General features: G+C 66.1%; 14 protein-coding genes, 3 rRNA genes and 1 riboswitch. Of the genes, 11 read left to right on the top strand and 6 right to left on the bottom strand.

Annotated features, from left to right (window positions below):
- The first annotated feature begins 299 nt into the window (after nucleotides 1-299).
- Nucleotides 300-3095: a DNA internalization-related competence protein ComEC/Rec2 gene (locus ACQEU1_RS17775; protein WP_433202481.1), complete on the top strand. Its 2796-nt coding sequence runs from the start codon at nucleotides 300-302 to the stop codon at nucleotides 3093-3095.
- Here the strand turns inward: ACQEU1_RS17775 and thrC are convergent.
- Entirely contained in the window at nucleotides 3079-4335 is a 1257-nt protein-coding gene (gene thrC, locus ACQEU1_RS17770; RefSeq protein WP_433202478.1) for a threonine synthase, read from the bottom strand. The two genes, ACQEU1_RS17775 and thrC, sit on opposite strands and share 17 nt — an antisense overlap.
- A gap of 11 nt (nucleotides 4336-4346) precedes the next feature.
- A riboswitch (SAM riboswitch) is annotated at nucleotides 4347-4492 on the bottom strand.
- Between the two features lie 78 nt (nucleotides 4493-4570).
- On the opposite strand from thrC, the gene holA reads away from it, so the two are divergent.
- On the top strand, nucleotides 4571-5548 hold the full coding sequence (gene holA / locus ACQEU1_RS17765; protein ID WP_433202475.1) for a DNA polymerase III subunit delta: 978 nt from the start codon (nucleotides 4571-4573) through the stop codon (nucleotides 5546-5548).
- 3 nt (nucleotides 5549-5551) lie between these two features.
- Here the strand turns inward: holA and ACQEU1_RS17760 are convergent, their stop codons facing one another.
- The 3 genes from ACQEU1_RS17760 to ACQEU1_RS17750 form a co-directional block, all read right to left on the bottom strand.
- On the bottom strand, nucleotides 5552-6361 hold the full coding sequence (locus ACQEU1_RS17760) for a hypothetical protein (protein WP_433202472.1): 810 nt from the start codon (nucleotides 6359-6361) through the stop codon (nucleotides 5552-5554).
- Nucleotides 6362-6454: 93 nt separating this feature from the next.
- Entirely contained in the window at nucleotides 6455-6721 is a 267-nt protein-coding gene (rpsT, locus tag ACQEU1_RS17755) for a 30S ribosomal protein S20 (RefSeq protein ID WP_166047155.1), read from the bottom strand.
- 126 nt (nucleotides 6722-6847) lie between these two features.
- The gene (locus ACQEU1_RS17750; RefSeq protein WP_433202469.1) at nucleotides 6848-9112 is read right to left on the bottom strand and encodes a glycoside hydrolase family 3 N-terminal domain-containing protein; all 2265 of its coding nucleotides are present in this window, start codon (nucleotides 9110-9112) and stop codon (nucleotides 6848-6850) included.
- Nucleotides 9113-9263: 151 nt separating this feature from the next.
- Here ACQEU1_RS17750 and ACQEU1_RS17745 point away from each other — a divergent pair, with 151 nt between their 5' ends.
- Nucleotides 9264-9998, top strand: coding sequence for a PIG-L deacetylase family protein (locus ACQEU1_RS17745; RefSeq protein WP_433202466.1), 735 nt, complete (start codon nucleotides 9264-9266; stop codon nucleotides 9996-9998).
- Nucleotides 9999-10001: 3 nt separating this feature from the next.
- Here the strand turns inward: ACQEU1_RS17745 and ACQEU1_RS17740 are convergent, their stop codons facing one another.
- Complete coding sequence (locus tag ACQEU1_RS17740) at nucleotides 10002-10220, bottom strand: hypothetical protein (RefSeq protein ID WP_433202463.1); 219 nt, start codon at nucleotides 10218-10220, stop codon at nucleotides 10002-10004.
- Nucleotides 10220-11149 (bottom strand): SPFH domain-containing protein, encoded by a 930-nt coding sequence (locus tag ACQEU1_RS17735; protein WP_433202460.1) that lies wholly within the window; start codon nucleotides 11147-11149, stop codon nucleotides 10220-10222. The genes ACQEU1_RS17740 and ACQEU1_RS17735 overlap by 1 nt, the downstream gene beginning before the upstream one ends.
- A 73-nt stretch (nucleotides 11150-11222) precedes the next feature.
- Between ACQEU1_RS17735 and ACQEU1_RS17730 the strand changes: the two genes are divergently transcribed.
- The 8 genes from ACQEU1_RS17730 to ACQEU1_RS17695 all read left to right on the top strand — a co-directional run bounded on the left by ACQEU1_RS17730 (nucleotide 11223) and on the right by ACQEU1_RS17695 (nucleotide 22245).
- Entirely contained in the window at nucleotides 11223-11657 is a 435-nt protein-coding gene (locus ACQEU1_RS17730; protein ID WP_433202457.1) for an NUDIX hydrolase, read from the top strand.
- A gap of 44 nt (nucleotides 11658-11701) precedes the next feature.
- The gene (locus tag ACQEU1_RS17725) at nucleotides 11702-13048 is read left to right on the top strand and encodes a polysaccharide lyase 6 family protein (protein WP_433202454.1); all 1347 of its coding nucleotides are present in this window, start codon (nucleotides 11702-11704) and stop codon (nucleotides 13046-13048) included.
- Nucleotides 13049-13437: 389 nt separating this feature from the next.
- Nucleotides 13438-14954 (top strand): 16S ribosomal RNA (locus ACQEU1_RS17720).
- A gap of 344 nt (nucleotides 14955-15298) precedes the next feature.
- A 23S ribosomal RNA gene (locus ACQEU1_RS17715) occupies nucleotides 15299-18382 on the top strand.
- A gap of 110 nt (nucleotides 18383-18492) precedes the next feature.
- Nucleotides 18493-18609 (top strand): 5S ribosomal RNA (gene rrf / locus ACQEU1_RS17710).
- Together the 16S, 23S and 5S rRNA genes form the textbook arrangement of a ribosomal RNA operon.
- Nucleotides 18610-18798: 189 nt before the next feature.
- On the top strand, nucleotides 18799-20439 hold the full coding sequence (locus ACQEU1_RS17705) for a circularly permuted type 2 ATP-grasp protein (RefSeq protein WP_433211554.1): 1641 nt from the start codon (nucleotides 18799-18801) through the stop codon (nucleotides 20437-20439).
- 13 nt (nucleotides 20440-20452) lie between these two features.
- Nucleotides 20453-21400 (top strand): alpha-E domain-containing protein, encoded by a 948-nt coding sequence (locus ACQEU1_RS17700; RefSeq protein ID WP_433202451.1) that lies wholly within the window; start codon nucleotides 20453-20455, stop codon nucleotides 21398-21400.
- Nucleotides 21401-21402: 2 nt separating this feature from the next.
- On the top strand, nucleotides 21403-22245 hold the full coding sequence (locus ACQEU1_RS17695) for a transglutaminase family protein (RefSeq protein ID WP_433202448.1): 843 nt from the start codon (nucleotides 21403-21405) through the stop codon (nucleotides 22243-22245).
- Nucleotides 22246-22489: the final 244 nt, after the last annotated feature.

Genomic DNA, 22489 nt, shown 5'->3' with positions numbered 1-22489 from the left:
GGCGCCCGTCCCGGAGCGCTGCCCCCTCACCCGCGACGCCCCGGTTCCCCGGCGTAGCTCCACCCCTCACCGACCGGAGTCAGTCATGTCCTCCGTCCGCATCACCAGCCACGCTCACGTCGAGACCGCGTGGCACCACCCCACCTCCCGGCGCCTGAGCCTCCACCCGCGCACACTCCCGCACCGCGCGGCCGCGAGGCGTCCCACGCTGCCCCGCCCCCGCCGAGGCAGTCCCAGCCGCGATCCGAGACCTCCCACGGACGACGCCCACCCCGTTCTCTCACGAGCGAGGGCCGCCGATGGCTAGCAAACTCCCGGCAGCCCACGACTTCCGTCTCGTCCCGGCAGCGGCCGCAGTCTGGGCCACGGCCGCCGCCGGCCTCTTCCTGAGCTGGCAGACGGCCGCGCTGACAGGCCTGACGGCAGGAGCGCTCGGCCTGCTCGCCTGGCGCAGAGCCTGGTGGACCAGAACCTGCGCCATCGCCCTCCTGATCTCCGGCCCGGCGGCCGCGATCTGGGTGGGCGCGGCAGTCCACCGAGCCGAGACCCACCCGCTGCGCCAGGCCGCGAACGAAGGCCGCTCCACCACCCTCACCGCCGAACTCACGTCCAGACCGAAGGGAATCCGGGCCGAGGGCTTCGGCGGCACCCAGGCGGGCGTGGAGAACGTCGTCATCAGGGCGACGGCCGACGGTGCCCAGCTGGTCGTGCTGGCCCCGGCGGAGAAGTGGCGGGATCTGTTGCCGGGGCAGAAGGTCACGGTCAAGGGCACGCTCGCCCCGCCCAGGGGCGGTGACCTGGCCTCAGCCCTGCTGCGGGTGCGCGGGCCTCCGCAGAACCCGCAACCGCCGCCGGCGTACCAGAGTTGGGCCGCCGAGCTCCGCGACGGTCTGCGGCAGGCCAGCAAGGTGCTCGACGACGAGGAGGCCGGGCTGCTGCCGGCGCTCGTGGTGGGCGACACCGAGCAGATGGTGCCGCGCATCGTGGACGAGTTCCGGACGGCCGGGCTCGCTCACCTCCTCGCGGTGAGCGGGGCGAACCTGGCCATCGTGAGTGGTGCGGTCTACCTGCTCACCCGGCGTCTCGGGCCGCGGCCGGCCGCTGGGGCCGCGTTCGTGGCACTGGTCGGGTTCGTGGTGCTGGCAGGGCCGGAGCCGAGCGTGTTGCGGGCCGCGGTCATGGGCGCGGTGGCGTTGCTGGCGTTGGTGCTCGGCCGGCAGCGGTCGGCGGTGCCCGGGCTGGCGGCGGCCGTGCTCGTGCTGGTGATGCACGATCCGGCGCTGGGCGGCGAGCCCGGGTTCGCGTTGTCCGTGGTGGCCACGGCGGCGTTGGTGCTCGTCGCGCCGGGATGGGCGCGGGCGCTCAAACGGCGTGGCGTGCCGAACGGGCTGGCCGAGGCGATCGTCGTGCCCACGGCGGCGAGTCTGGCCACCGCGCCGCTGGTGGCCGGGATCTCCGGGCAGGTGAGCCTGGTGTCGGTGGTGGCCAACCTGGTCGCCGGGCCGGTCGTCGCGCCGGCGACGGTGCTGGGGGTCGTGGCGGCGGCCGTCGCACCGGTCAGCGGTGCCGCGGCCGAGGTCGTGACGCACGTTGCCGGGCCCGCGGTGAGCTGGCTGGTCCTGGTCGGGCGGCAGGCGGCGTCGGTGCCCAGTGCTGCGGTCGGCTGGCCCGACGGCTGGGTCGGGGCGGTGGCGCTGACCGCGGTCACCGCCGCGGTGGTGTTGTTGTTGCGCTTCAAGAAGACGCGGACGTTGGTCGTCGCGGTGCTCGTCGGTGGGTTCGTGGTGCTGGTGCCCATGAGGGTGGTGGCGCCGGTGTGGCCGCCGGACGGGTGGAAGGTCGTCAGCTGCGACGTGGGCCAGGGCGATGCGCTGGTGCTGGCGACCGACGCGCCGGACACGGCGGTGCTGGTCGACACCGGGCCCGATCCCGGTGCGGTCGACCGGTGCCTGAAGACGTTGGGAATCAAGAGGATTCCGCTCCTGGTCCTGACGCACCTGCACGCGGACCACGTCGGCGGGCTGGAGGCCGCGCTCACCGGGCGTGCGGTGGGGGCGATCGCGGTCGGACCGCTCAAGGAGCCCGTCTGGGCTTGGCGAGAGGTCGGTCAGCTCGCCCGCGCTCAGCACGTGCGGGTGGTCGAGCCGCAGGCGGGGGAGCGGTTTTCCCTGCCAGGACTGGAGATGGAGGTGATGGGTCCTCGAAGGCCGCCGGTCGCCGAGGACGGGAACACGACGGTGAACGACTACTCGCTCGTGCTCAGAGCGCACACGCGAGCGGGCCGGGTGCTGCTCACCGGGGACGTCGAACTGGCCGGCCAGGCGGCGTTGCTGGGGGAGCGGGACCTGCGTGCCGAGGTGCTCAAGGTGCCGCACCACGGGTCGCGGTACTCGCTGCCCGCGTTCCTGCGGGCGGTGCGGCCTCGGGTGGCGCTGGTGAGCGTAGGCGAGGGCAACAGGTACGGGCATCCGAGTCCGCACGTCGTGGACGTGTTGCGGATGGGAGGCGCGTTGGTGTTGCGCACGGATGAGGACGGAGACCTGGCGGTGTTGCCGGGCAATCGAGTCGTACGAAGGAGAAGAGATGGTCTGGGTGAGGTTGTTCAACGCGCGCTACCCGATTCCCGGTGGCACGCCGGGGCTCGCGTGGGCGCTGTGGCAGACGAACTACACGGCCACGCCGTGGCCGCACGACGAGCTGAAACCCGATTTCGGTTATTACATCTGCGAATCGCTCGACGACGGCACGCGCGCCGTCACGTACCGGGCGAAGATGACGCACGTGCTGGCGCCGACGAAGGCGGAGTCGCCAGAGGCGGCGTACGACCTCGCGGCCGAGCACGTGTTCGACGACGCGCTGCGGATCGCGCCGGACGTGTGGCACGACTACCACTACAACGCGTTGAAGGCGGAAGCCCCGTGGCCGCAACGGATCGTGGCGTGGCGGGCAGAGGTGACGCCGGTCGGGCCGCACGTGGTCGAAGGCCTGGACCGGTTCCCGCGCACGGGGTGGCTCAAGACGGACGCCATCTCCCTGTGAAGCGGGGAGATGGCGTCCGGGAGGAGGTGAGGCGCCGGGCTAGCCCAGGGCGTTGATGACGGCTTCCGCCGACGGCGGGACCGTCGCGCGCGGGCCGATCGTGTCGCCGAGGGCGTCGAGGGTCTTGAGGCCGTCGCCGGTGATGAGCAGCACGGTCTCGGCGTCGGGGTCGAGCTGGCCCGTCTCGATCAGCTTCTTCGCCGTCGCGACGGTCACGCCGCCGGCGGTCTCGGCGAAGATGCCCTCGGTGCGGGCGAGCAGCTTGATGCCCTCGACGACCTCTTCGTCGGTGACGTCCTCGATGGCGCCGTTGGTGCGGCGCACCGCGTCGAGCACGTACGGGCCGTCGGCCGGGGCGCCGATCGCCAGCGAGCGGGCGATGGTGTCCGGGCGGACCGGGCGGATGACGTCGTGGCCCGCCTTGAAGGCGGCGGAGATCGGGGAGCAGCCGGTGGCCTGCGCGCCGAACACCTTGTACGGCGAGGCTTCCACCAGGTCGAGCTGGCCGAGCTCGCGGAACGCCTTGTCGACCTTGGTGAGCTGCGAGCCGGACGCGATCGGCACGACGATCTGGTCGGGCAGGCGCCAGCCGAGCTGTTCGGCGACCTCGTAGCCGAGCGTCTTCGAGCCTTCCGCGTAGTACGGGCGGACGTTGACGTTCACGAACGCCCAGTCCTCGTTCTCCGCGGCGAGCTCCTGGGCGAGGCGGTTCACGTCGTCGTAGTTGCCGTCGACGGCGATCAGGGCGCCCTCGTACACCGCGCTCATGAGGATCTTGGCGCGTTCGAGGTTGGAGGGGACGAGGACCACGGACTTCCAGCCGGCCCGGGCGGCGGCCGCGGCGACGGCGTTCGCCAGGTTGCCGGTGGACGGGCAGGCCAGCACCTTGAAGCCGAGTTCGCGGGCCGCGGCGAGCGCGACGCCGACGACGCGGTCCTTGAAGGAGTGGGTGGGGTTGCCGGTGTCGTCCTTCACCCAGATCTTGCGGACGCCCAGGGCCTTGGCGAGGTTGTGCGCCTCGACCAGGCGGGTGCCGCCGGGATCGGTGTTCGGGTGCTGCTCCACAGTGGACGGAACGGGGAGGAGGCCGCGGTAGCGCCAGATGGACCTGGGGCCGGCCTCGATGTCCTCGCGCCGGATCTTCCCGAAGTCGTAGGCCACTTCCAGCGGCCCGAAACACTCGAGACAGGCGTACTCAGGAGCGAGAGGGGTTTCGTTTCCACACTCACGGCACAGCAGCGCGCGGGCCGGGCCGAGGTCGAACTGGGTGCTCGTGGGCACAGTGACAGCAGTCATCGCGAGGTATCTCCTCATCTTTCCCGCGAAATCGAACGGGTCGGAATTGGCACCGTGATCGTCTGCGCTCAGATGCGTCCACAGGTATGTGCACACAGCGCTGACGCCGGTTGCCGGGGCTTCTTCGGGCCGTTCCCTCTGCCCCTCTGGATGAGCGGTGTTCAGTTGTGGCCACCAAGCTACGGCACCAGTCCGTTGCTGAGCCACAAACGTCCACGATCCGGGACGTGGGAGGATGCGGAGCGTGAGCGCACCGGAGTCTCTGCAACTCATCGTCGGCGAAGAGGAGTTGCTGGTCGAACGGGCTGTTCGGGCGGCTTTGGACGCTGCCCGCGAGGTCGACTCGACCGCCGATCTGACCCGCGTCCAGGTGACTGATCTCACGGCTCCCGAGCTGGCCGAACTGGTGAGTCCGTCGCTGTTCGCGGAGGGGCGGGTGATCGTCCTGCTGAACGGGCAGGACATCAGCAAGGAGATCGCCGACATGGTGCTCTCCTACGTCAAGGCGCCCGCGGACGGCATCACGCTCGTCGTCGTGCACACCGGCGGTGGTCGCAGCAAGGCCGCCAAGGACCTGCCGGGACAGCTGAAGAAGGCCGGTGCCGCGGTCATCGAGTGCGCCAAGGTCACCAAGCCGGCCGAGCGCGAGGCGTTCGTGCGCAACGAGGTGCGGCGGGCGGGCGGCAAGATCGACCCGGAGGCCGTCGCCACGCTCATCGACGCCGTGGGCACGAACCTGCGCGAGCTCGCCGCGGCCGCGTCGCAGCTCGTGTCCGACACCGACGGCAAGGTGACGGTCGAGGAGATCCGCCGCTACCACCAGGGCAAGGCCGAGGTGACGGGGTTCGCCGTCGCGGAGAAGGCCGTCACGGGGGACCGGGCGGGCGCGATGGAGGCGTTGCGCTGGGCGATGCAGCTCGGTGTGCCGCACGTGCTGGTCGCGGACGCGCTGGCGGACGCGGTGCGCACGGTCGCGCGCGTGTCCGCGGTGGGCCGGGCCGATCCGTTCAGCCTCGCCGGCCCGCTCGGCATGCCGCCGTGGAAGATCAAGAAGGCGCAGGCGCAGGCCCGCGGCTGGGACCAGACGGGTCTCGCCGACGCGATGCAGGTGGTCGCGGGACTCAACGCCGACGTGAAGGGCGTGGCGGCCGACGCCGACTACGCGCTGGAGCGTGCCGTGCTCCGGATCGTGGCCGCCCACAGCCGCCGCTGACACTCACTTCTCGCGCGGGATGCCGATCAGGTACTGGGCGCCGGTGAAGCCGCGTTCGACGCCGATCGTCCAGTCGAACGTGCCGGTGCCGGTCAGGCCGTCGACCATCCGCCGCAGTTCCGCGCGCCCGTACATGCGCAGGAACGACACGACGCTGTCCCAGAACATCATGGACGGCAGCACCGGCACGACGTAGGTGAGCGCCAGCCGGAGCAGGTAGCGCGGCAGCGGGTTGCGCTGGAACGGCGCCGCGAGCAACACGGTCAGCGTCAGGAAGAACGGAAAGACCAGCACGTAGAGCCACGACCGTTTGGTGTCCACGACGACGATGGGCTGCCGGGTGTCGACGGCGTTCTGCAGCATGCGCGTGGCCAACGGCGGCGGGAAGTGGTGGAAGGCGCCGTAGATCGTCCGCGTGCCCTCGATGCGGCAGTCCGTGGCGTCGACGGACGACGAGACGTGGTCGACGGTGCAGCACGAGTCGGGCAGGCGACGCCGGTTCACCGAGGCCACGCGTTCGAAGGCGGGCACGTTCGGCACGAGGTCCGTCAGCGTGACCTGGGTGTGGACGCCCTCAGCGTGCAGCCGCCGCTGGATCAACGGCACCGGGCCGCCGGAACCGGCGCAGAGGTCGACGATCCGGTGGTCCGCGCCCGACCGCAGGGCCAGCGCCAACGGCCGCGCGTACTCGCGGGCGGCGTCGGTCAGCCGGTAGATGGTGGTGATGGACTCCGTGTGCAAGGTGCGCAGCACCGGCGGAGTGCCGTCGAGGTCGTGCAGCTCGAAGAAGTCGAGGCGCGGCAGCGATTCCATGGACTCACGCCTACACCAGAAACGCGGAAGAGCCCCACCTCCGCGAGGAGATGGGGCTCTTCCAGAAGCTCAGTGCGAGCTCCGCGAGCGAGATCAGCCCTCGAGGGCGTTCGCGCGCAGGGCCATCGCCGACTTCTTGTTGGCGGCCTGGTTGGCGTGGATGACGCCCTTGGTGGCGGCCTTGTCGAGCTTGCGGGACGCGTCCTGCAGGAGCTCCAGGGCCTTCGCCTTGTCGCCGGCCTCGGCAGCCTCGCGGAACTTGCGGATGGCCGTCTTCAGGGACGACTTGACCGACTTGTTGCGAAGGCGGGCCTTCTCGTTGGTCTTGATCCGCTTGAGCTGGGACTTGATGTTCGCCATGCGACATCACCCTTCTTGTCGAAACCGGGGTTCGTGGCGCGCATTTGTCGGCACCGGTCACGAGGACCGGCTCTCCTCCACGGCGGAGTGCCGCGCGTTCACGACGACGAAGGATATCAGGCCAGCTCAGCGCACCGTGAAGGCGGCCTTCTCGGCACCGACCACGGCCTCGTAGCCACCCCGGGCGACCTCACGCCGTCCGTCACCGTCCACGTCGCCGACGGTCAGCGCGAGCTGCGAGAGCTTGAACGGCACCTCGACCTGCTTCGACTGTCCCGCAGCGAGTTCGACGCGGGTGAAGCCCACCAGCCTGGCGTCCGGCGTGAGCACGGGGGAGGCCGGCTGACGCACGTAGACCGGCACCACCAGAGTGCCCGCACGCGCACCGGTGTTCGCCGCCGTGAACTTCACCACGCCGTTCGAACGGTCCACCGACGCCGTCATCCCCGAAGTGGTGAACGACGTGTACGACAGCCCGTGCCCGAACGCGTAGAGCGGGTCGTACTTCGCGCCCGCCGAGGTGTTCGCGCCCGGCAGCTGGTCGTAGGTCAGCGTGGGGTCGCCCAAAGCCTTGGGCCACGAGATCGGCAGCTTGCCGCTCGGGTTGACCGCGCCGAACAGCACGTCCGCGATCGCCCTGCCACCCTCGCTGCCCGGCAACCAGCCCGCGACCAGCGCGTTCGCGTCCGCCGCCGCACCGAGCACCTGCGGCCGCGCGGTCAGCAGCACCACGACCACCGGCTTGCCGGTCGCCTGCACCGCGTCCACCCACGCCTGCTGCTCAGGCGTCAACGCGGGGTTCTCCGTGTCGGCAGGACCCTCCGCACCGGGCTTCTCGCCGAGGACGACGACGACCGCGTCCGCACCCGCCGCCTCGGACACCGCCGCGGCCTGGGTCGGAGCGTGCACCACCGACGCACCGGGAACGGCCTCGCGCACACCCGTCAGCACGGTCGCGGTCGGCGGCAACGGCGAGTCGTCCGGCACGCCCTGCCACTCCACGGTCCAGCCGCCGAGCTGACGCCGCACGTCGTCAGCGGTCTCACCGGTCACCACGATCTTCTTCGCAGCGGACGACAACGGCAGCACGCCGTCGTTCTTCAACAGCACCGTGCCCTCGGCCGCCGCCTGGCGCGCGAGGTCGCGGTCGACACCGACCACGTTGCCGTCAGCCTTCGCCGGGTCCACGTACGGCTTCTCGAAGAGCCCGAGGTCGAACTTGAGCTTCAGGACCCGCCGCACCGCCTGGTCGATCCGCCCGCGCGACACCGAGCCGTCCCGCACGTTCGCGAGCAGCAACGACGTGAACTCGGCCGCGTTGGACGGTTCCATCGCCATGTCCACACCGGCGTTGACGCTCATCGCGATCGCCGTCTTGTAGTCCGGTGCGACCTTGTGCCGGTCCACCAGGTACCGCATGTCCTGCCAGTCCGAGACCGCGACGCCCTTGAACCCCATGCGCTCGCGCAGCTGCGTCTGCAGCATGTACTTCGACGCGTGCACCGGCACGCCGTTCAACGAGCCAGAGTTGATCATCACCGTGCGCACGCCCGCGTCGAACTGCGCCTGGAACGACGGCAGCACGACGTCCTGCAGCTGCCGGATGGGGATCTGCGCCGCCGCGCGGTCGTGGCCGTTCGCCGGCGCCGAGTACCCGGCGAAGTGCTTCGCCGTCGCGGTCAGCTGGGCCGTGTCGTCCACCTTGGCCTGCTGCCCGCGCACGTTCGCCGCCGCCAGCTGCCCGGACAGGAACGGGTCCTCGCCGTACGTCTCGTAGTAACGGCCCCACCGCGTGTCGCGCGCGATGTCCGAGACGGGCGCGAAGTTCCAGAAGACACCGGTGGCGCGCAACGCCTTCGACGCCGACACCCCGATCTTCTCCTGCAACGCCGGGTCCCACGTCGCGCCGAGCCCGATCTGGTGCGGGAACATCGTCGCGGAGATGACGTTGTTGTGCCCGTGCACGCCGTCCGACCCGTAGATGATCGGGATCTTCAACCTGTTGTTCTCCAACGCGTAGCGCTGGATGGCGTTGTTCATCTCGGCCCACGCCTTGGGCGTGTTGTCGAGCGGCGCGTCACCGCCGCCGGACAGGATCGACCCGACGTGCGCGTCGGCGAGCACCGCCTTCAGGCAGGAGTCGACCAACGGCCCGTTGACGTTGTTGCAGTCACCGCGCAGCTTCCCGACGCGGATCTGCGCCATCTGCCCGATCTTCTCTTCGAGCGTCATCCGCCGCAGCAGGTCCTCGACCCGCCGCTCCGTCGACGCCCGGCTGTCCAGGTAGATCTCTCTACCCGCCGCCAGACCACCGGCCGGTGTCAGCGACGCGATCACCACAGCAACGCCCAGCACGCCTAGTCCGGCGCGCTTGCGGGAGAACAAAGACAAGACTCCTCCACGTTCCCGGTGCGCCCGCCGGACACCATCGCGTAGGAGGAGTCGGACGAAACACCTCCGAACGGAGGAACTCGATGACAGCGTTTTCATACAGGTGAAACGCCTGATCAGCAGACCCCGCCGAAAGGAGGAAAATGGCGGGATGACACTGCCCGCGCTGCCTGAGGAGACGTTCAGACGGGTGCTCTGCGTCGTCGCGCATCCCGACGACATGGAGTACGGCACGTCCGCGGCGATCGCCCGCTGGACCGCCCGCAACATCGAGGTCGGCTACCTCCTGCTCACCGCAGGCGAGGCCGGGATGCCGAACCCACCGGAGGAGACCGCCCGGCTGCGCGCCGCCGAGCAGCAGGCCGCCTGCGCCGTCGTCGGCGTGGAGCACCTGACGATCCTCGGCCACCCGGACGGCCATCTCGTCTACGGCCTGGACCTGCGCCGGGACATCTGCCGCGAGATCCGCCGGTTCAAGCCGGACGTGGTGTTCGGCAGCTCGTTCGAGGTCCAGGCGCCGTGGGGCTTCGACCAGGCCGACCACCGCGCCGCCGGCCTCGCGACGCTCGACGCGATCCGGGACGCGGGCAACCGCTGGATCTTCCCCGAGCAGGTCGACGAGGGTCTCGAACCGCATTCGCCGCGCTGGTACCTGGTTCCCGGGATGGGGCCGGGCGCGACGCACGGGGTGGACGTGACGGGGGAGCCGTTGCGGCGAGGCGTGGAGTCCCTCGAAGCACACGGTGCCTATCTGGCCGCGATCCCGGGGCATCCCGCCCCCGCGGACTTCATCCCCGGGATCGCCGCGATGGGCGGCCAGGCCATGGGCGTCGAGCACGCCGTGCTCTTCCGCGCCCATGACCTGGAGGCTCGACCGGAGTTCTGACGCTCATTCGTCCGGGTCTTCTTCCGCGGGCTTCTTGGGGGGCCGGCCCCGGCGAGGCATCTTCTTCGCCTCGCCGGGCAGCCGGCCCGCTTCCGCCAGCGCACGCCGCAGCAGGAACTCGATCTGCGCGTTGGTGCTGCGCAGCTCGTCGTTCGCCCACCTGCTCAACGCGTCGTGCACCGCCGGATCAAGCCTGAGCAGAACGCTTTTGCGATCGGCCATCAGGTGTAGAGCGACCCGGTGTTCACCACGGGCTGAGTGGAACGGTCCCCGCACAGGACGACGAGCAGGTTCGAGACCATCGCCGCCTTGCGCTCCTCGTCGAGCTCGACGACCTCGTGGTCGGCGAGCCGCTCCAGCGCGAGCTCGACCATGCCGACGGCACCCTCGACGATCCGGGTCCGCGCCGCCACGACCGCGCCGGCCTGCTGCCGCTGCAACATGGCGTGGGCGATCTCCGGCGCGTACGCGAGGTGCGTGAGCCGCGACTCGATCACCTTCACGCCCGCGGACTGCACCCGTGCCGAGATCTCGATCGCCAGCGTCTCGGTGATCTCGTCCGCGTTCTCCCGCAACGACAGCCCCGTCTCCTCGTGGTTGTCGTACGGGTAGCTGTTCGCGATGTGCCGTACCGCGGTCTCCGTCTGGATGCCCACGAACCGCACGAAGTCGTCGACCTCGAACCGTGCGCGCGCGGTGTCCTCGACCTGCCACACGACCACGGCCGCGATCTCGATCGGGTTGCCGTCCGCGTCGTTGACCTTGAGCGTCGCCGTCTCGTGGTTGCGGATCCGGACGGAGATCTTCTCCCGCGTGGTGAGCGGGTTCGCCCACCGCAGACCGTCCGTGCGCGCCGTGCCCACGTAACGGCCGAGGAACTGCAACACCCGCACCTCACCGGGCGCGACCGTGAAGAGCCCCTTCCAGATCAACGCCACCGCCAGCAGCAGCAGAACGCTGGCGATCATCCACCCCACCGGCGCCTCTCTGGTCGCGTCGGCGGAGTTGATGCCACTGATGATCGTCCACACCATCGCCACGAACACCGCCAGCCCCAGGAAGAACATCGGCAGACCCGACAGCTCCCGTGCGTGCTTCTCACGGACGGCTGGTGCGGGCATGTGCACTGTCGCCTCGATCGTCGCGCTCATCCGGACCCCTTATCGAAGTAGTAGCTAAGTGATATCACTTTTTTCGCGGTGATCGCAAGTTACGCTGCGTCGCATGAGGGCGAAGAAGCAGCGTGTGGCCGCCTACGGGGTGTGCATCAACGAGAGCGACGAGATCCTGCTGGCGCGCTGGCTCGGCCCTAAGGGCAAACGTTGGATCCTCCCCGGCGGAGGCATCGAGCACGGCGAGCACCCGTACGACGGCGTCATCCGGGAGTTCGAGGAGGAGACCGGCTACGCCGTCGAGGTGGTCCGGCTGATCGGCATCGACTCCGAGCTCCGCGAGGATCCCGACCGCGACTACCATGCACTTCGGATCATGTACGAGGTGCGCGTCGTGGGCGGTGAGCTGCGCAACGAGGTGGGCGGCACGACCGACCTGGCCCAGTGGCACCCGCTGGCAGAGATCGGACAACTGGAGCGCGTGCCGTCTCTGGACGTTGCCCTGGGCCTCTACCGAACCGCACCGCCGGCGGGCATCTTGCGGTAGATTCCGAACTACCGCCGCCAACTTGCCTCCAATGGAGTTGGCGAATGATCCGATCACTGGCCGCAGTCGGCGCGGCCGCCCTGCTGTCGTCCATCGTCACCGTGCCGGCCCACGCGGCTGTCGTCAGCGTTGCGAGCACGGCCTCCCTGCAGGCCGCCCTCGACACCGCGCGTGCCGGTCAGCGCATCGTGCTGGCCGAAGGCCGGTACACCGCCGACCACCCCGTGAAGATCACCAAATCGGGCATCACCGTCGCCGCGCGCACCGTCGGCGGCACCGCGTTCACCCGCGGCGGCTTCGAGCTCGGAGCCGTGCGAGGCGTGACGATCGAGGGTTTCGTCTTCGACGGGACCAGCACGCTGTCGGTGCCGGCGGAGGCGCAGGCCACGCGCATCACCCGCAACACCTACAGCGGCAACAAGGACGGCGCCTCGCTCAGCGTAAGCGCCGATGACGTCGAGATCGACCACAACACGTTCCAGAACCGGAACAACGAGGGCGTCTACCTGCAGATCACCGGCCCCGGCAGCGAGATCGCCAAGAGGTCGTGGATCCACCACAACTACTTCTACAACCACCAGTTCTCCGGTGCGAACGGCGGCGAGTCGATCAGGCTCGGGTACAGCCACAAGCAGTCGAAGTCGGCGAACGCGATCATCGAGTACAACCTCTTCGAGAAGGCGGACGGGGACGCCGAGGCCATCTCGGTCAAGTCGTCGGACAACACGATCCGCTTCAACACGATCCGCAACAGCAAGGGCTACATCGTCCTGCGGCACGGCAACCGGAGCACGGTCGAGGGCAACCTGCTGTTCAACAGCGGCATCCGGTTCCACGGGAACGACCACAAGGTCTTCAACAACTACGTGGAGAACACCAAGGACCGCGCGATCGTGTTCGGCTCCGGGAGCGAGGCGGACAGCGGGCCGACCTCCACGGGACACGACCGGCCGGACCGGGTGACGGTCGCCTTCAACACCCTGGTCGGCACCGGAGCGGTCGTGGACAGCGACGGCGGGAACTTCAAGGCGAAGGACTGCGTGCTCGCGAACAACGTCATCCGCGGTTCGTCGGGCGGCGTCGTCTCCATGCACTCCGGTTCCACGGTGAAGTACGAAGGCAACGTCATCTGGGGCGGTACCGGCGGTGCGATGCCGTCGTCCGGCTACAAGTCCGTGGATCCGAAGCTCGTGAAGGACGCCAACGGGCTGTTCCGGCTGTCCTCGGGAAGCCCGGCCATCAACGCGTCGGTGGGTTCCTACTCCTATGTGACGCGTGACTTCGACCTGCAGGCGCGCTCCGGCACGCGTGATGTCGGGGCGGATGAGTACAACTCGGCGGCGGTGCGGAAGCCGCTGACGAAGGCCGACGTCGGGGTCTCCGCGCCCTGACGAACGCATTTGTCCTGGTAGCCGCCCGTGTGGCGGTTACCGGGACCCCCCGATTTGGAGATCGAAACAGGCCCGTGTAATGTTCTCCATGTCAGAGCGAAGCGGGCCGGGAAATACAGACCGGAACGGGCCTGGCCAAAAAACCGGAAGAGAAAGAGCCTCCGAGAGGCCGATTTGACACCGGGAAGCAAGACCAAATAAGCTTCAAACACAGCCCCGAGAGAAAGCCTCCGGAAACGGAGACCAGATCCGGTGAGCGCGTGTTCTTTGAGAACTCAACAGCGTGCCGAAACACAGCCAGTAATATGAATACCCCTCGTCGGGGTATTCCTTTGAGAGTAATACCAGATTGCCAGACATATTCCGTCTGGAGCGATCAAACACAATCCTTATTGGAGAGTTTGATCCTGGCTCAGGACGAACGCTGGCGGCGTGCTTAACACATGCAAGTCGAGCGGTAAGGCCCTTCGGGGTACACGAGCGGCGAACGGGTGAGTAACACGTGGGTAACCTGCCCTGTACTCTGGGATAAGCCTTGGAAACGAGGTCTAATACCGGATACGACCACTTGACGCATGTCTGGTGGTGGAAAGTTCCGGCGGTATGGGATGGACCCGCGGCCTATCAGCTTGTTGGTGGGGTAATGGCCTACCAAGGCGACGACGGGTAGCCGGCCTGAGAGGGTGACCGGCCACACTGGGACTGAGACACGGCCCAGACTCCTACGGGAGGCAGCAGTGGGGAATATTGCACAATGGGCGAAAGCCTGATGCAGCGACGCCGCGTGAGGGATGACGGCCTTCGGGTTGTAAACCTCTTTCAGCAGGGACGAAGCGCAAGTGACGGTACCTGCAGAAGAAGCACCGGCTAACTACGTGCCAGCAGCCGCGGTAATACGTAGGGTGCGAGCGTTGTCCGGAATTATTGGGCGTAAAGAGCTCGTAGGCGGTTTGTCGCGTCGGCCGTGAAAACTTGGGGCTTAACTCCAAGCTTGCGGTCGATACGGGCAGACTTGAGTTCGGCAGGGGAGACTGGAATTCCTGGTGTAGCGGTGAAATGCGCAGATATCAGGAGGAACACCGGTGGCGAAGGCGGGTCTCTGGGCCGATACTGACGCTGAGGAGCGAAAGCGTGGGGAGCGAACAGGATTAGATACCCTGGTAGTCCACGCCGTAAACGGTGGGTGCTAGGTGTGGGGGGCTTCCACGCCCTCTGTGCCGCAGCTAACGCATTAAGCACCCCGCCTGGGGAGTACGGCCGCAAGGCTAAAACTCAAAGGAATTGACGGGGGCCCGCACAAGCGGCGGAGCATGTGGATTAATTCGATGCAACGCGAAGAACCTTACCTGGGCTTGACATGCACTGGAAACCAGTAGAGATATTGGCCCCCTTGTGGCCGGTGTACAGGTGGTGCATGGCTGTCGTCAGCTCGTGTCGTGAGATGTTGGGTTAAGTCCCGCAACGAGCGCAACCCTCGTTCCATGTTGCCAGCACGTAATGGTGGGGACTCATGGGAGACTGCCGGGGTCAACTCGGAGGAAGGTGGGGATGACGTCAAGTCATCATGCCCCTTATGTCCAGGGCTTCACACATGCTACAATGGCCGGTACAAAGGGCTGCTAAACCGCGAGGTGGAGCGAATCCCATAAAGCCGGTCTCAGTTCGGATCGGGGTCTGCAACTCGACCCCGTGAAGTCGGAGTCGCTAGTAATCGCAGATCAGCAACGCTGCGGTGAATACGTTCCCGGGCCTTGTACACACCGCCCGTCACGTCACGAAAGTCGGTAACACCCGAAGCCCGTGGCTCAACCCGCAAGGGGGAGAGCGGTCGAAGGTGGGACTGGCGATTGGGACGAAGTCGTAACAAGGTAGCCGTACCGGAAGGTGCGGCTGGATCACCTCCTTTCTAAGGAGCATCTGCTTCTGTTCTGAGCGAACGTCTCAGCAGAAGCCAGAACCTGCACCAGCCTCGATGCTGGGTAGGGCTCATTAGTGGATGCTGGCTGGCTAGACGTTCGGTTGCTTTGACAGTGAGTACTGCAGGTTCGCCTGCGTGGAAAGGTGTCGAAGGGGCTGGATGAACAGATCGGTACGCTGTTGGGTCCTGAGAGAACACGCTTAGTGTCTTTCAGTGATCGGCCATCGGCCGCGGATGAACCACCTAGCCACTGGGTTAGGCCGGCATCGCGCAGTAGAGCTGGTGGATCTGATTGTTCTTTGAGAACTGCACAGTGGATGCGAGCATCTTTGTAGCAAGTTAGTAAGGGCATACGGTGGATGTCTTGGCACCAGGAGCCGATGAAGGACGTAGGAGACTGCGAAAAGTCTAGGGGAGCTGTCAACCGAGCTGAGATCCTAGAATTTCCGAATGGGGAAACCCGGCCCCAGTCATGTGGGGTCACCCATACCTGAACACATAGGGTATGTGGAGGGAACGCGGGGAAGTGAAACATCTCAGTACCCGCAGGAAGAGAAAACAACCGTGATTCCGTGAGTAGTGGCGAGCGAAAGCGGATGAGGCTAAACCGCGTCTGTGTGATACCCGGCAGGGGTTGCATTCGCGGGGTCGTGGGACCTCTTGGTCAGTTCTGCCGGACTGGCAAACAGTCAGAAAACGCATCGTTAGAGGAACGTGTCTGGAAAGCACGGGCGTAGAGAGTGAAACCCTCGTACTCGAAAACGTAGCGTCTGTTTAGAGTGTTCCCAAGTAGCAGCGTACTCGTGAAATTCGCTGTGAATCTGGCGGGACCACCCGCTAAGCCTAAATACTCCCTGGTGACCGATAGCGGACTAGTACCGTGAGGGAAAGATGAAAAGTACCCCGGGAGGGGAGTGAAATAGTACCTGAAACCGTGTGCCTACAATCCGTCGGAGCCTTTAGGGGTGACGGCGTGCCTTTTGAAGAATGAGCCTGCGAGTTAGTGCTACGTGGCGAGGTTAACCCGTGTGGGGTAGCCGTAGCGAAAGCGAGTCTGAATAGGGCGCTTGAGTCGCGTGGTCTAGACCCGAAGCGGTGTGATCTAGCCATGGCCAGGGTGAAGCGCGGGTAAGACCGCGTGGAGGCCCGAACCCACCAGGGTTGAAAACCTGGGGGATGAGCTGTGGTTAGGGGTGAAAGGCCAATCAAACACCGTGATAGCTGGTTCTCCCCGAAATGCATTTAGGTGCAGCGTCGTATGTTTCACCGCGGGGGTAGAGCACTGGATGGTCTAGGGGGCCCACAAGCTTACCGAAATCAACCAAACTCCGAATACCGTGGTGTGAGAGTGCGGCAGTGAGACTGCGGGGGATAAGCTTCGTAGTCGAGAGGGAAACAGCCCAGAACGCCAGCTAAGGTCCCTAAGTGTGTGCTAAGTGGGAAAGGATGTGGGGTCGCACAGACAGCCAGGAGGTTGGCTTAGAAGCAGCCACCCTTTAAAGAGTGCGTAATAGCTCACTGGTCAAGTGGTCCTGCGCCGACAATGTAGCGGGGCTTAAGCACACCACCGAAGCTGTGTCATTTCGAGCTTGACTCGGGATGGGTAGGGGAGCGTCGTGTAGCGGTTGAAGCGGCGGAGTAATCCAGCCGTGGACGCTATGCGAGTGAGAATGCAGGCATGAGTAGCGAAAGACGAGTGAGAAACTCGTCCGCCGGATGACCAAGGGTTCCTGGGCCAGGCTAATCCGCCCAGGGTAAGTCGGGACCTAAGGCGAGGCCGACAGGCGTAGTCGATGGACAACGGGTTGATATTCCCGTACCCGTGTGAACGCGCCCATGATGAACCTTGTGATACTAACCGCCCGAAGCACCAGTGAAAGCCCTTCGGGGTCGATCTGACTGTGGAGCGCGGGACCTGAACTTGTAGTAGTCAAGCGATGGGGTGACGCAGGAGGGTAGCTCCGCCAGTGAGTGGTAGTACTGGTGCAAGCGTGTAGGCCGAACTGTAGGCAAATCCGCAGTTCATATAGGCTGAGACGTGATGCGTAGCCGATTGAGGCGAAGTAGAGTGATCCCATGCTGCCGAGAAAAGCCTCTAGCGAGCTTTCACGCGGCCCGTACCCCAAACCGACACAGGTGGTCAGGTAGAGAATACCGAGGCGATCGGGCGAACTGTGGTTAAGGAACTCGGCAAAATGCCCCCGTAACTTCGGGAGAAGGGGGGCCGTAGCGCTTGAAGCCTCTTGCGGGCTAGGGCGAGACGGCCGCAGAGACCAGCGAGAAGCGACTGTTTACTAAAAACACAGGTCCATGCGAAGTCGCAAGACGATGTATATGGACTGACGCCTGCCCGGTGCTGGAACGTTAAGGGGACCGGTTAGTCCTTCGGGGCGAAGCTGAGAACTTAAGCGCCAGTAAACGGCGGTGGTAACTATAACCATCCTAAGGTAGCGAAATTCCTTGTCGGGTAAGTTCCGACCTGCACGAATGGCGTAACGACTTCTCGACTGTCTCAACCGCAGGCCCGGCGAAATTGCATTACGAGTAAAGATGCTCGTTACGCGCGGCAGGACGGAAAGACCCCGGGACCTTTACTATAGCTTGGTATTGGTGTTCGATTCGGCTTGTGTAGGATAGGTGGGAGACTGTGAAGCGGCCACGCCAGTGGTTGTGGAGTCATCGTTGAAATACCACTCTGGTCGTATTGGATGTCTAACCTCGGTCCGTGATCCGGATCAGGGACAGTGCCTGGTGGGTAGTTTAACTGGGGCGGTTGCCTCCCAAAGAGTAACGGAGGCGCTCAAAGGTTCCCTCAGCCTGGTTGGCAATCAGGTGTTGAGTGCAAGTGCACAAGGGAGCTTGACTGTGAGACTGACGGGTCGAGCAGGGACGAAAGTCGGAACTAGTGATCCGGCCATGGCTTGTGGAAGCGTGGTCGCTCAACGGATAAAAGGTACCCCGGGGATAACAGGCTGATCTTCCCCAAGAGTCCATATCGACGGGATGGTTTGGCACCTCGATGTCGGCTCGTCGCATCCTGGGGCTGGAGTAGGTCCCAAGGGTTGGGCTGTTCGCCCATTAAAGCGGTACGCGAGCTGGGTTTAGAACGTCGTGAGACAGTTCGGTCCCTATCCGCCGCGCGCGTAGGATACTTGAGGAAGGCTGTCCCTAGTACGAGAGGACCGGGACGGACGGACCGCTGGTGTGCCAGTTGTTCTGCCAAGAGCATTGCTGGTTGGCTACGTTCGGAAGGGATAACCGCTGAAGGCATCTAAGCGGGAAGCTCGTTCCAAGATGAGGTATCCCACTCTTCGTGAGTTAAGGCCCCCAGCTAGACCACTGGGTTGATAGGCCAGAGGTGGAAGACCGGTAACGGTTGGAGCTGACTGGTACTAATAGGCCGAGGACTTGTTACAAAGACGCTACGCATCCACTGTGCGGTTCTGGGAGAACAACCAGAACCGATCGACCCCCGCAAGGCTGGTTCAGCTTGCTGGTCGGGGTTGCTGGTTGAATTCCATAGTGTTTCGGTGGTTATAGCGTTGGGGAAACACCCGGTCCCATTCCGAACCCGGTAGTTAAGCCCTTCTGCGCCGATGGTACTGCACTGGTTACGGTGTGGGAGAGTAGGTCGCCGCCGAACTTAATTTGCCCTGCGGGTTGAGCGCCACAAGCGCTCCCCGCAGGGCTTTTTTGTGTTCCACGGACCCCGCCACCAGTCCTGCGGAAGTCGTTCGAGGCAGAACGAGCGCCGGCCAGTCGAGACGTACTTGGTTTCCGGCAGGTTTCTGTCCGGTCGGCCTAGTGCGAAATCAGGCTGAACGGGGTGAAGATGTGGACCATGGAACGCCGAGCCCGCACCTCAGGACTGCGCCGCAGCCGCACGGTCACCGCGCCGAGGCTCGGTGAGCTGTTCAACGGCTATCTGGATCCCGAACGGCCGCACGCCGGCGCCTACGACGAGATGTTCTCCACGGACGACGGGGTGCGCAGTGCGTACCGCGCGCTGTACGAGTCGGTGGCTCCGTCGCAGGTCAACGACCTGAACGCGCGCAGCGAGGCGCTCGGGCGGGCCTTTGTGGACCAAGGGATCACGTTCTCGCTCAGCGGGCAGGAGCGGCCGTTCCCGCTCGACCTCATTCCGCGGATCATCACCGCGAGCGAGTGGTCGAAGCTGGAGAAGGGCATCGTTCAGCGGGTCCGGGCGTTGGAGATGTTCCTCGCGGACATCTACGGCGACGCGCAGATCGTTCGGGACGGGGTGTTGCCACGGCGGCTCATCACGTCGTGCGAGCACTTCCACCGGGAGGCGGCCGGCATCAGTCCGCCCAACGGGGTGCGCATCCACGTCGCCGGGGTGGACCTGGTGCGGGACGAGCAGGGGACGTTCCGGGTTCTGGAAGACAATCTGCGGTGTCCTAGTGGCGTCTCGTACGTCATGGAGAACCGTCGGACCATGGCGCGGGTGTTTCCGGACTTGTTCGCACGGCACCGTGTGCGCGCTGTGGGTGATTACGCGGTGCATCTGCTGCGGGCGTTGAGGAATGCTGCCGCGCCTAACGCCGCGGATCCGAACGTTGTGGTGCTCACGCCCGGTCTCGCCAACTCCGCCTACTTCGAGCACTCGCTGCTAGCGCGGCAGATGGGCGTGGAGCTCGTCGAAGGGCGTGACCTGTTCTGCCGCGACAACTTCGTCTACCTGAGGACGACCGAGGGCGAACGGCAGGTCGACGTCATCTACCGGCGCATCGACGACGACTTCCTCGACCCGGTGCACTTCCGGCCCGACTCGGTGCTGGGGATCGCCGGCCTGCTGAACGCGGCACGCGCGGGCAACGTCGTCGTGGCCAACGCGGTCGGCAACGGGGTCGCGGACGACAAGCTCGTCTACACCTACCTGCCCGAGATCGTGCAGTACTACCTCGGCGAGAAGATGTTGCTGCCCAACGTGGACACGTTCCGGTGCTGGCTGGACGACGAGCGGGGGCACGTGCTCGACCGGCTCGACGAGCTCGTGGTGAAGCCCGTCGAGGGGTCCGGTGGGTACGGGATCGTGTTCGGGCCGGACGCGACGATGCGCGAGCTGAACTCGTTGCGCAAGCGGATCAGGAGCAACCCGCGCGGGTGGATCGCGCAGCCCGTCGTGCAGCTGAGCACCGTGCCGACGAAGGTCGGCGACAAGCTCGCGCCGCGGCACGTCGACCTGCGGCCGTTCGCGGTGAACGACGGCAACTTCATCTTCGTGCTGCCCGGCGGGCTGACGCGGGTCGCGTTGCCCGAGGGCAGTTTGATCGTGAACTCGTCACAGGGTGGCGGGTCGAAGGACACGTGGGTGCTGGCGGCCAAGTCGTCCACACAGGAACGGGAACTGGCTGAGCCCGGGCTCGCCGGCTCGGCCGAGATGGAGGCCGCGGCCGCGGAGCAGGGGCCGGAGCTCACCACTTCCCAGCAACAGCAACAACAGCAGCAGTAGGGAGGCGCGCGAAGTGCTGGCACGCAACGCTGAGTCGCTGTACTGGATCGGCCGTTACGTCGAACGCGCCGACGACACGGCGCGCATCCTGGACGTGTCGGTCCACCAGTTGTTGGAGGACGCGACCGTCGATCCGGACGCCACGTCCCGTCAGCTGCTGACGGTCCTGGGCATCACACCGCCCGATGGCGCCGACCAGTTCGACGTGTGGTCGTTGACGGAACTGGTGGCGTACAACAAGGAGAACCCCAGCTCCATCGTGTCGTCGGTGAACAGCGCGCGCGAGAACACGCGTGGCGCTCGTGAGGTCGTGTCGACCGAAATGTGGGAGTGCCTCAACGCGATGTGGAACGCCGTCGCGGAACGGCAGACCTACGCGCGCACGATGGGCCCACACGCGTTCTTCAGCTTCGTGGAGGAACGCGCGGCCATGTTCGCCGGGCTCGCGGACTCCACGATGTCCCGCGACGACGGCTGGCGGTTCCTCGTGCTAGGACGGTCCGTCGAGCGCGTCGACATGATCGTGCGGCTGCTCCTGGCGCGTGTGGGAGACAAGGCTTCATCGCCTGGTTGGGTCACGGTGCTGCGGTCTGCCGGTGCGCACGACACGTACCTACGGACGTACCGCGGAGCGTTGGACGCGTCGAGAGTGGTGCAGTTCCTGTTGTTGGACAGGCTGTTCCCGCGGTCGGTGTTCCACGCACTGCGACAGGCCGAGTCGTGTTTGGAGCAGTTGGAGAACCAACCGTCCGTGCGCGTCGGTGCGCGCGCGGAGGCACTCAGGCTGCTCGGCAAGGCACGGAGCGACCTGGAGTTCCTGCGGCCGCACGACCTGCTGCCCGACCTGCCGAAACGTCTCGCCGCACTGCAGAAGACCGTCCGTGACGTCGGTGAAGCCGTGTCGCAGCAGTACTTCCACTCGGCGCCGTGGGTCGCCTGGACGAACACCGAGGTGGGCTGACCATGAGCTGGCGAGTGCGGGTAGTGCACACGACGGGTTACCGCTACGAGGCACCGGTCGTGCAGTCGTACAACGAGGCACGGCTGACACCGCGCGGTGACCGCAAACAGAACGTGGTCGTCTCACGCGTGGAGACGACGCCGGCCACCCGTGCGTTCCGATACACGGACTACTGGGGCACGGAGGTCACGTCGTTCGACCTCCACGCACCACACAAGGAACTACAGGTCGTGGCGTCGTCGGTGGTGGAGACGAGCGCGGAGATCGAACCGGTGACCGTGGGCACGTGGGCGGACATGCGCGAGGAGAACCTGCTCGACCGCTACACGGAGTTCCTCGAACCCACCCGCTACACCACCAGCAACCGCGAACTGCTCTCGATCGCGCGCGAGTTGAAGAAGGGCAAGACGCCGTCCGAGGCCGTGCTCGCCGCCTCGCAGTGGGTGTGGGAACAGCTCAAGTACCAACCGGGATCCACGGGCGTGCACAGCTCCGCCGTGGACGCCTGGCACGAACGCAAGGGCGTCTGCCAGGACTTCGCGCACCTGACGTTGGTGCTGCTGCGCGGCATGGGCATCCCGTCGCGCTACGTCTCCGGATACCTGCACACGAAGAAAGACGGCGCACTACGAGAGACGGTGCGAGGCGAGTCGCACGCGTGGATCGAAGCGTGGACCGGCGGGTGGTGGGGGTACGACCCCACGAACGCGATGCCGGTCGGGCCGCGGCACGTGTGGGTGGCGCTCGGACGTGACTACGCGGACGTGGCGCCGTTGAAGGGCATCTACTCGGGCGGGGCGGCGACCGCATTGGAGGTCACGGTCGACATCACGCGCCTGGCATAGGGTTGTTTTCACCCGAATGAGCGCCTTTGTTGGAGGCGCTGCAATCCCTGGCGTCGGTCGTATGAGCGTGATCACATCGATGGCGTGCAGCAGGGCTCTGGGTGACGAGCCGCGCCGGCTTCGGGAGTCCTGCACCGATCTGGGGGGTGTCCACATGGCCCCGCGGCTGGGCTGGCACCCGAGCAAGGTGACCAACATCGAGAAGGGCAAGGCGCGGGCGAGCGAGATCGACCTGGTGCAGACA

Source organism: Lentzea sp. CA-135723 (assembly GCF_050936595.1).
Taxonomy (GTDB): domain Bacteria; phylum Actinomycetota; class Actinomycetes; order Mycobacteriales; family Pseudonocardiaceae; genus Lentzea.
The sequence above is the reverse complement of the archived record's forward strand: the minus strand, read 5'-3'. Positions and strand labels throughout refer to the sequence as shown.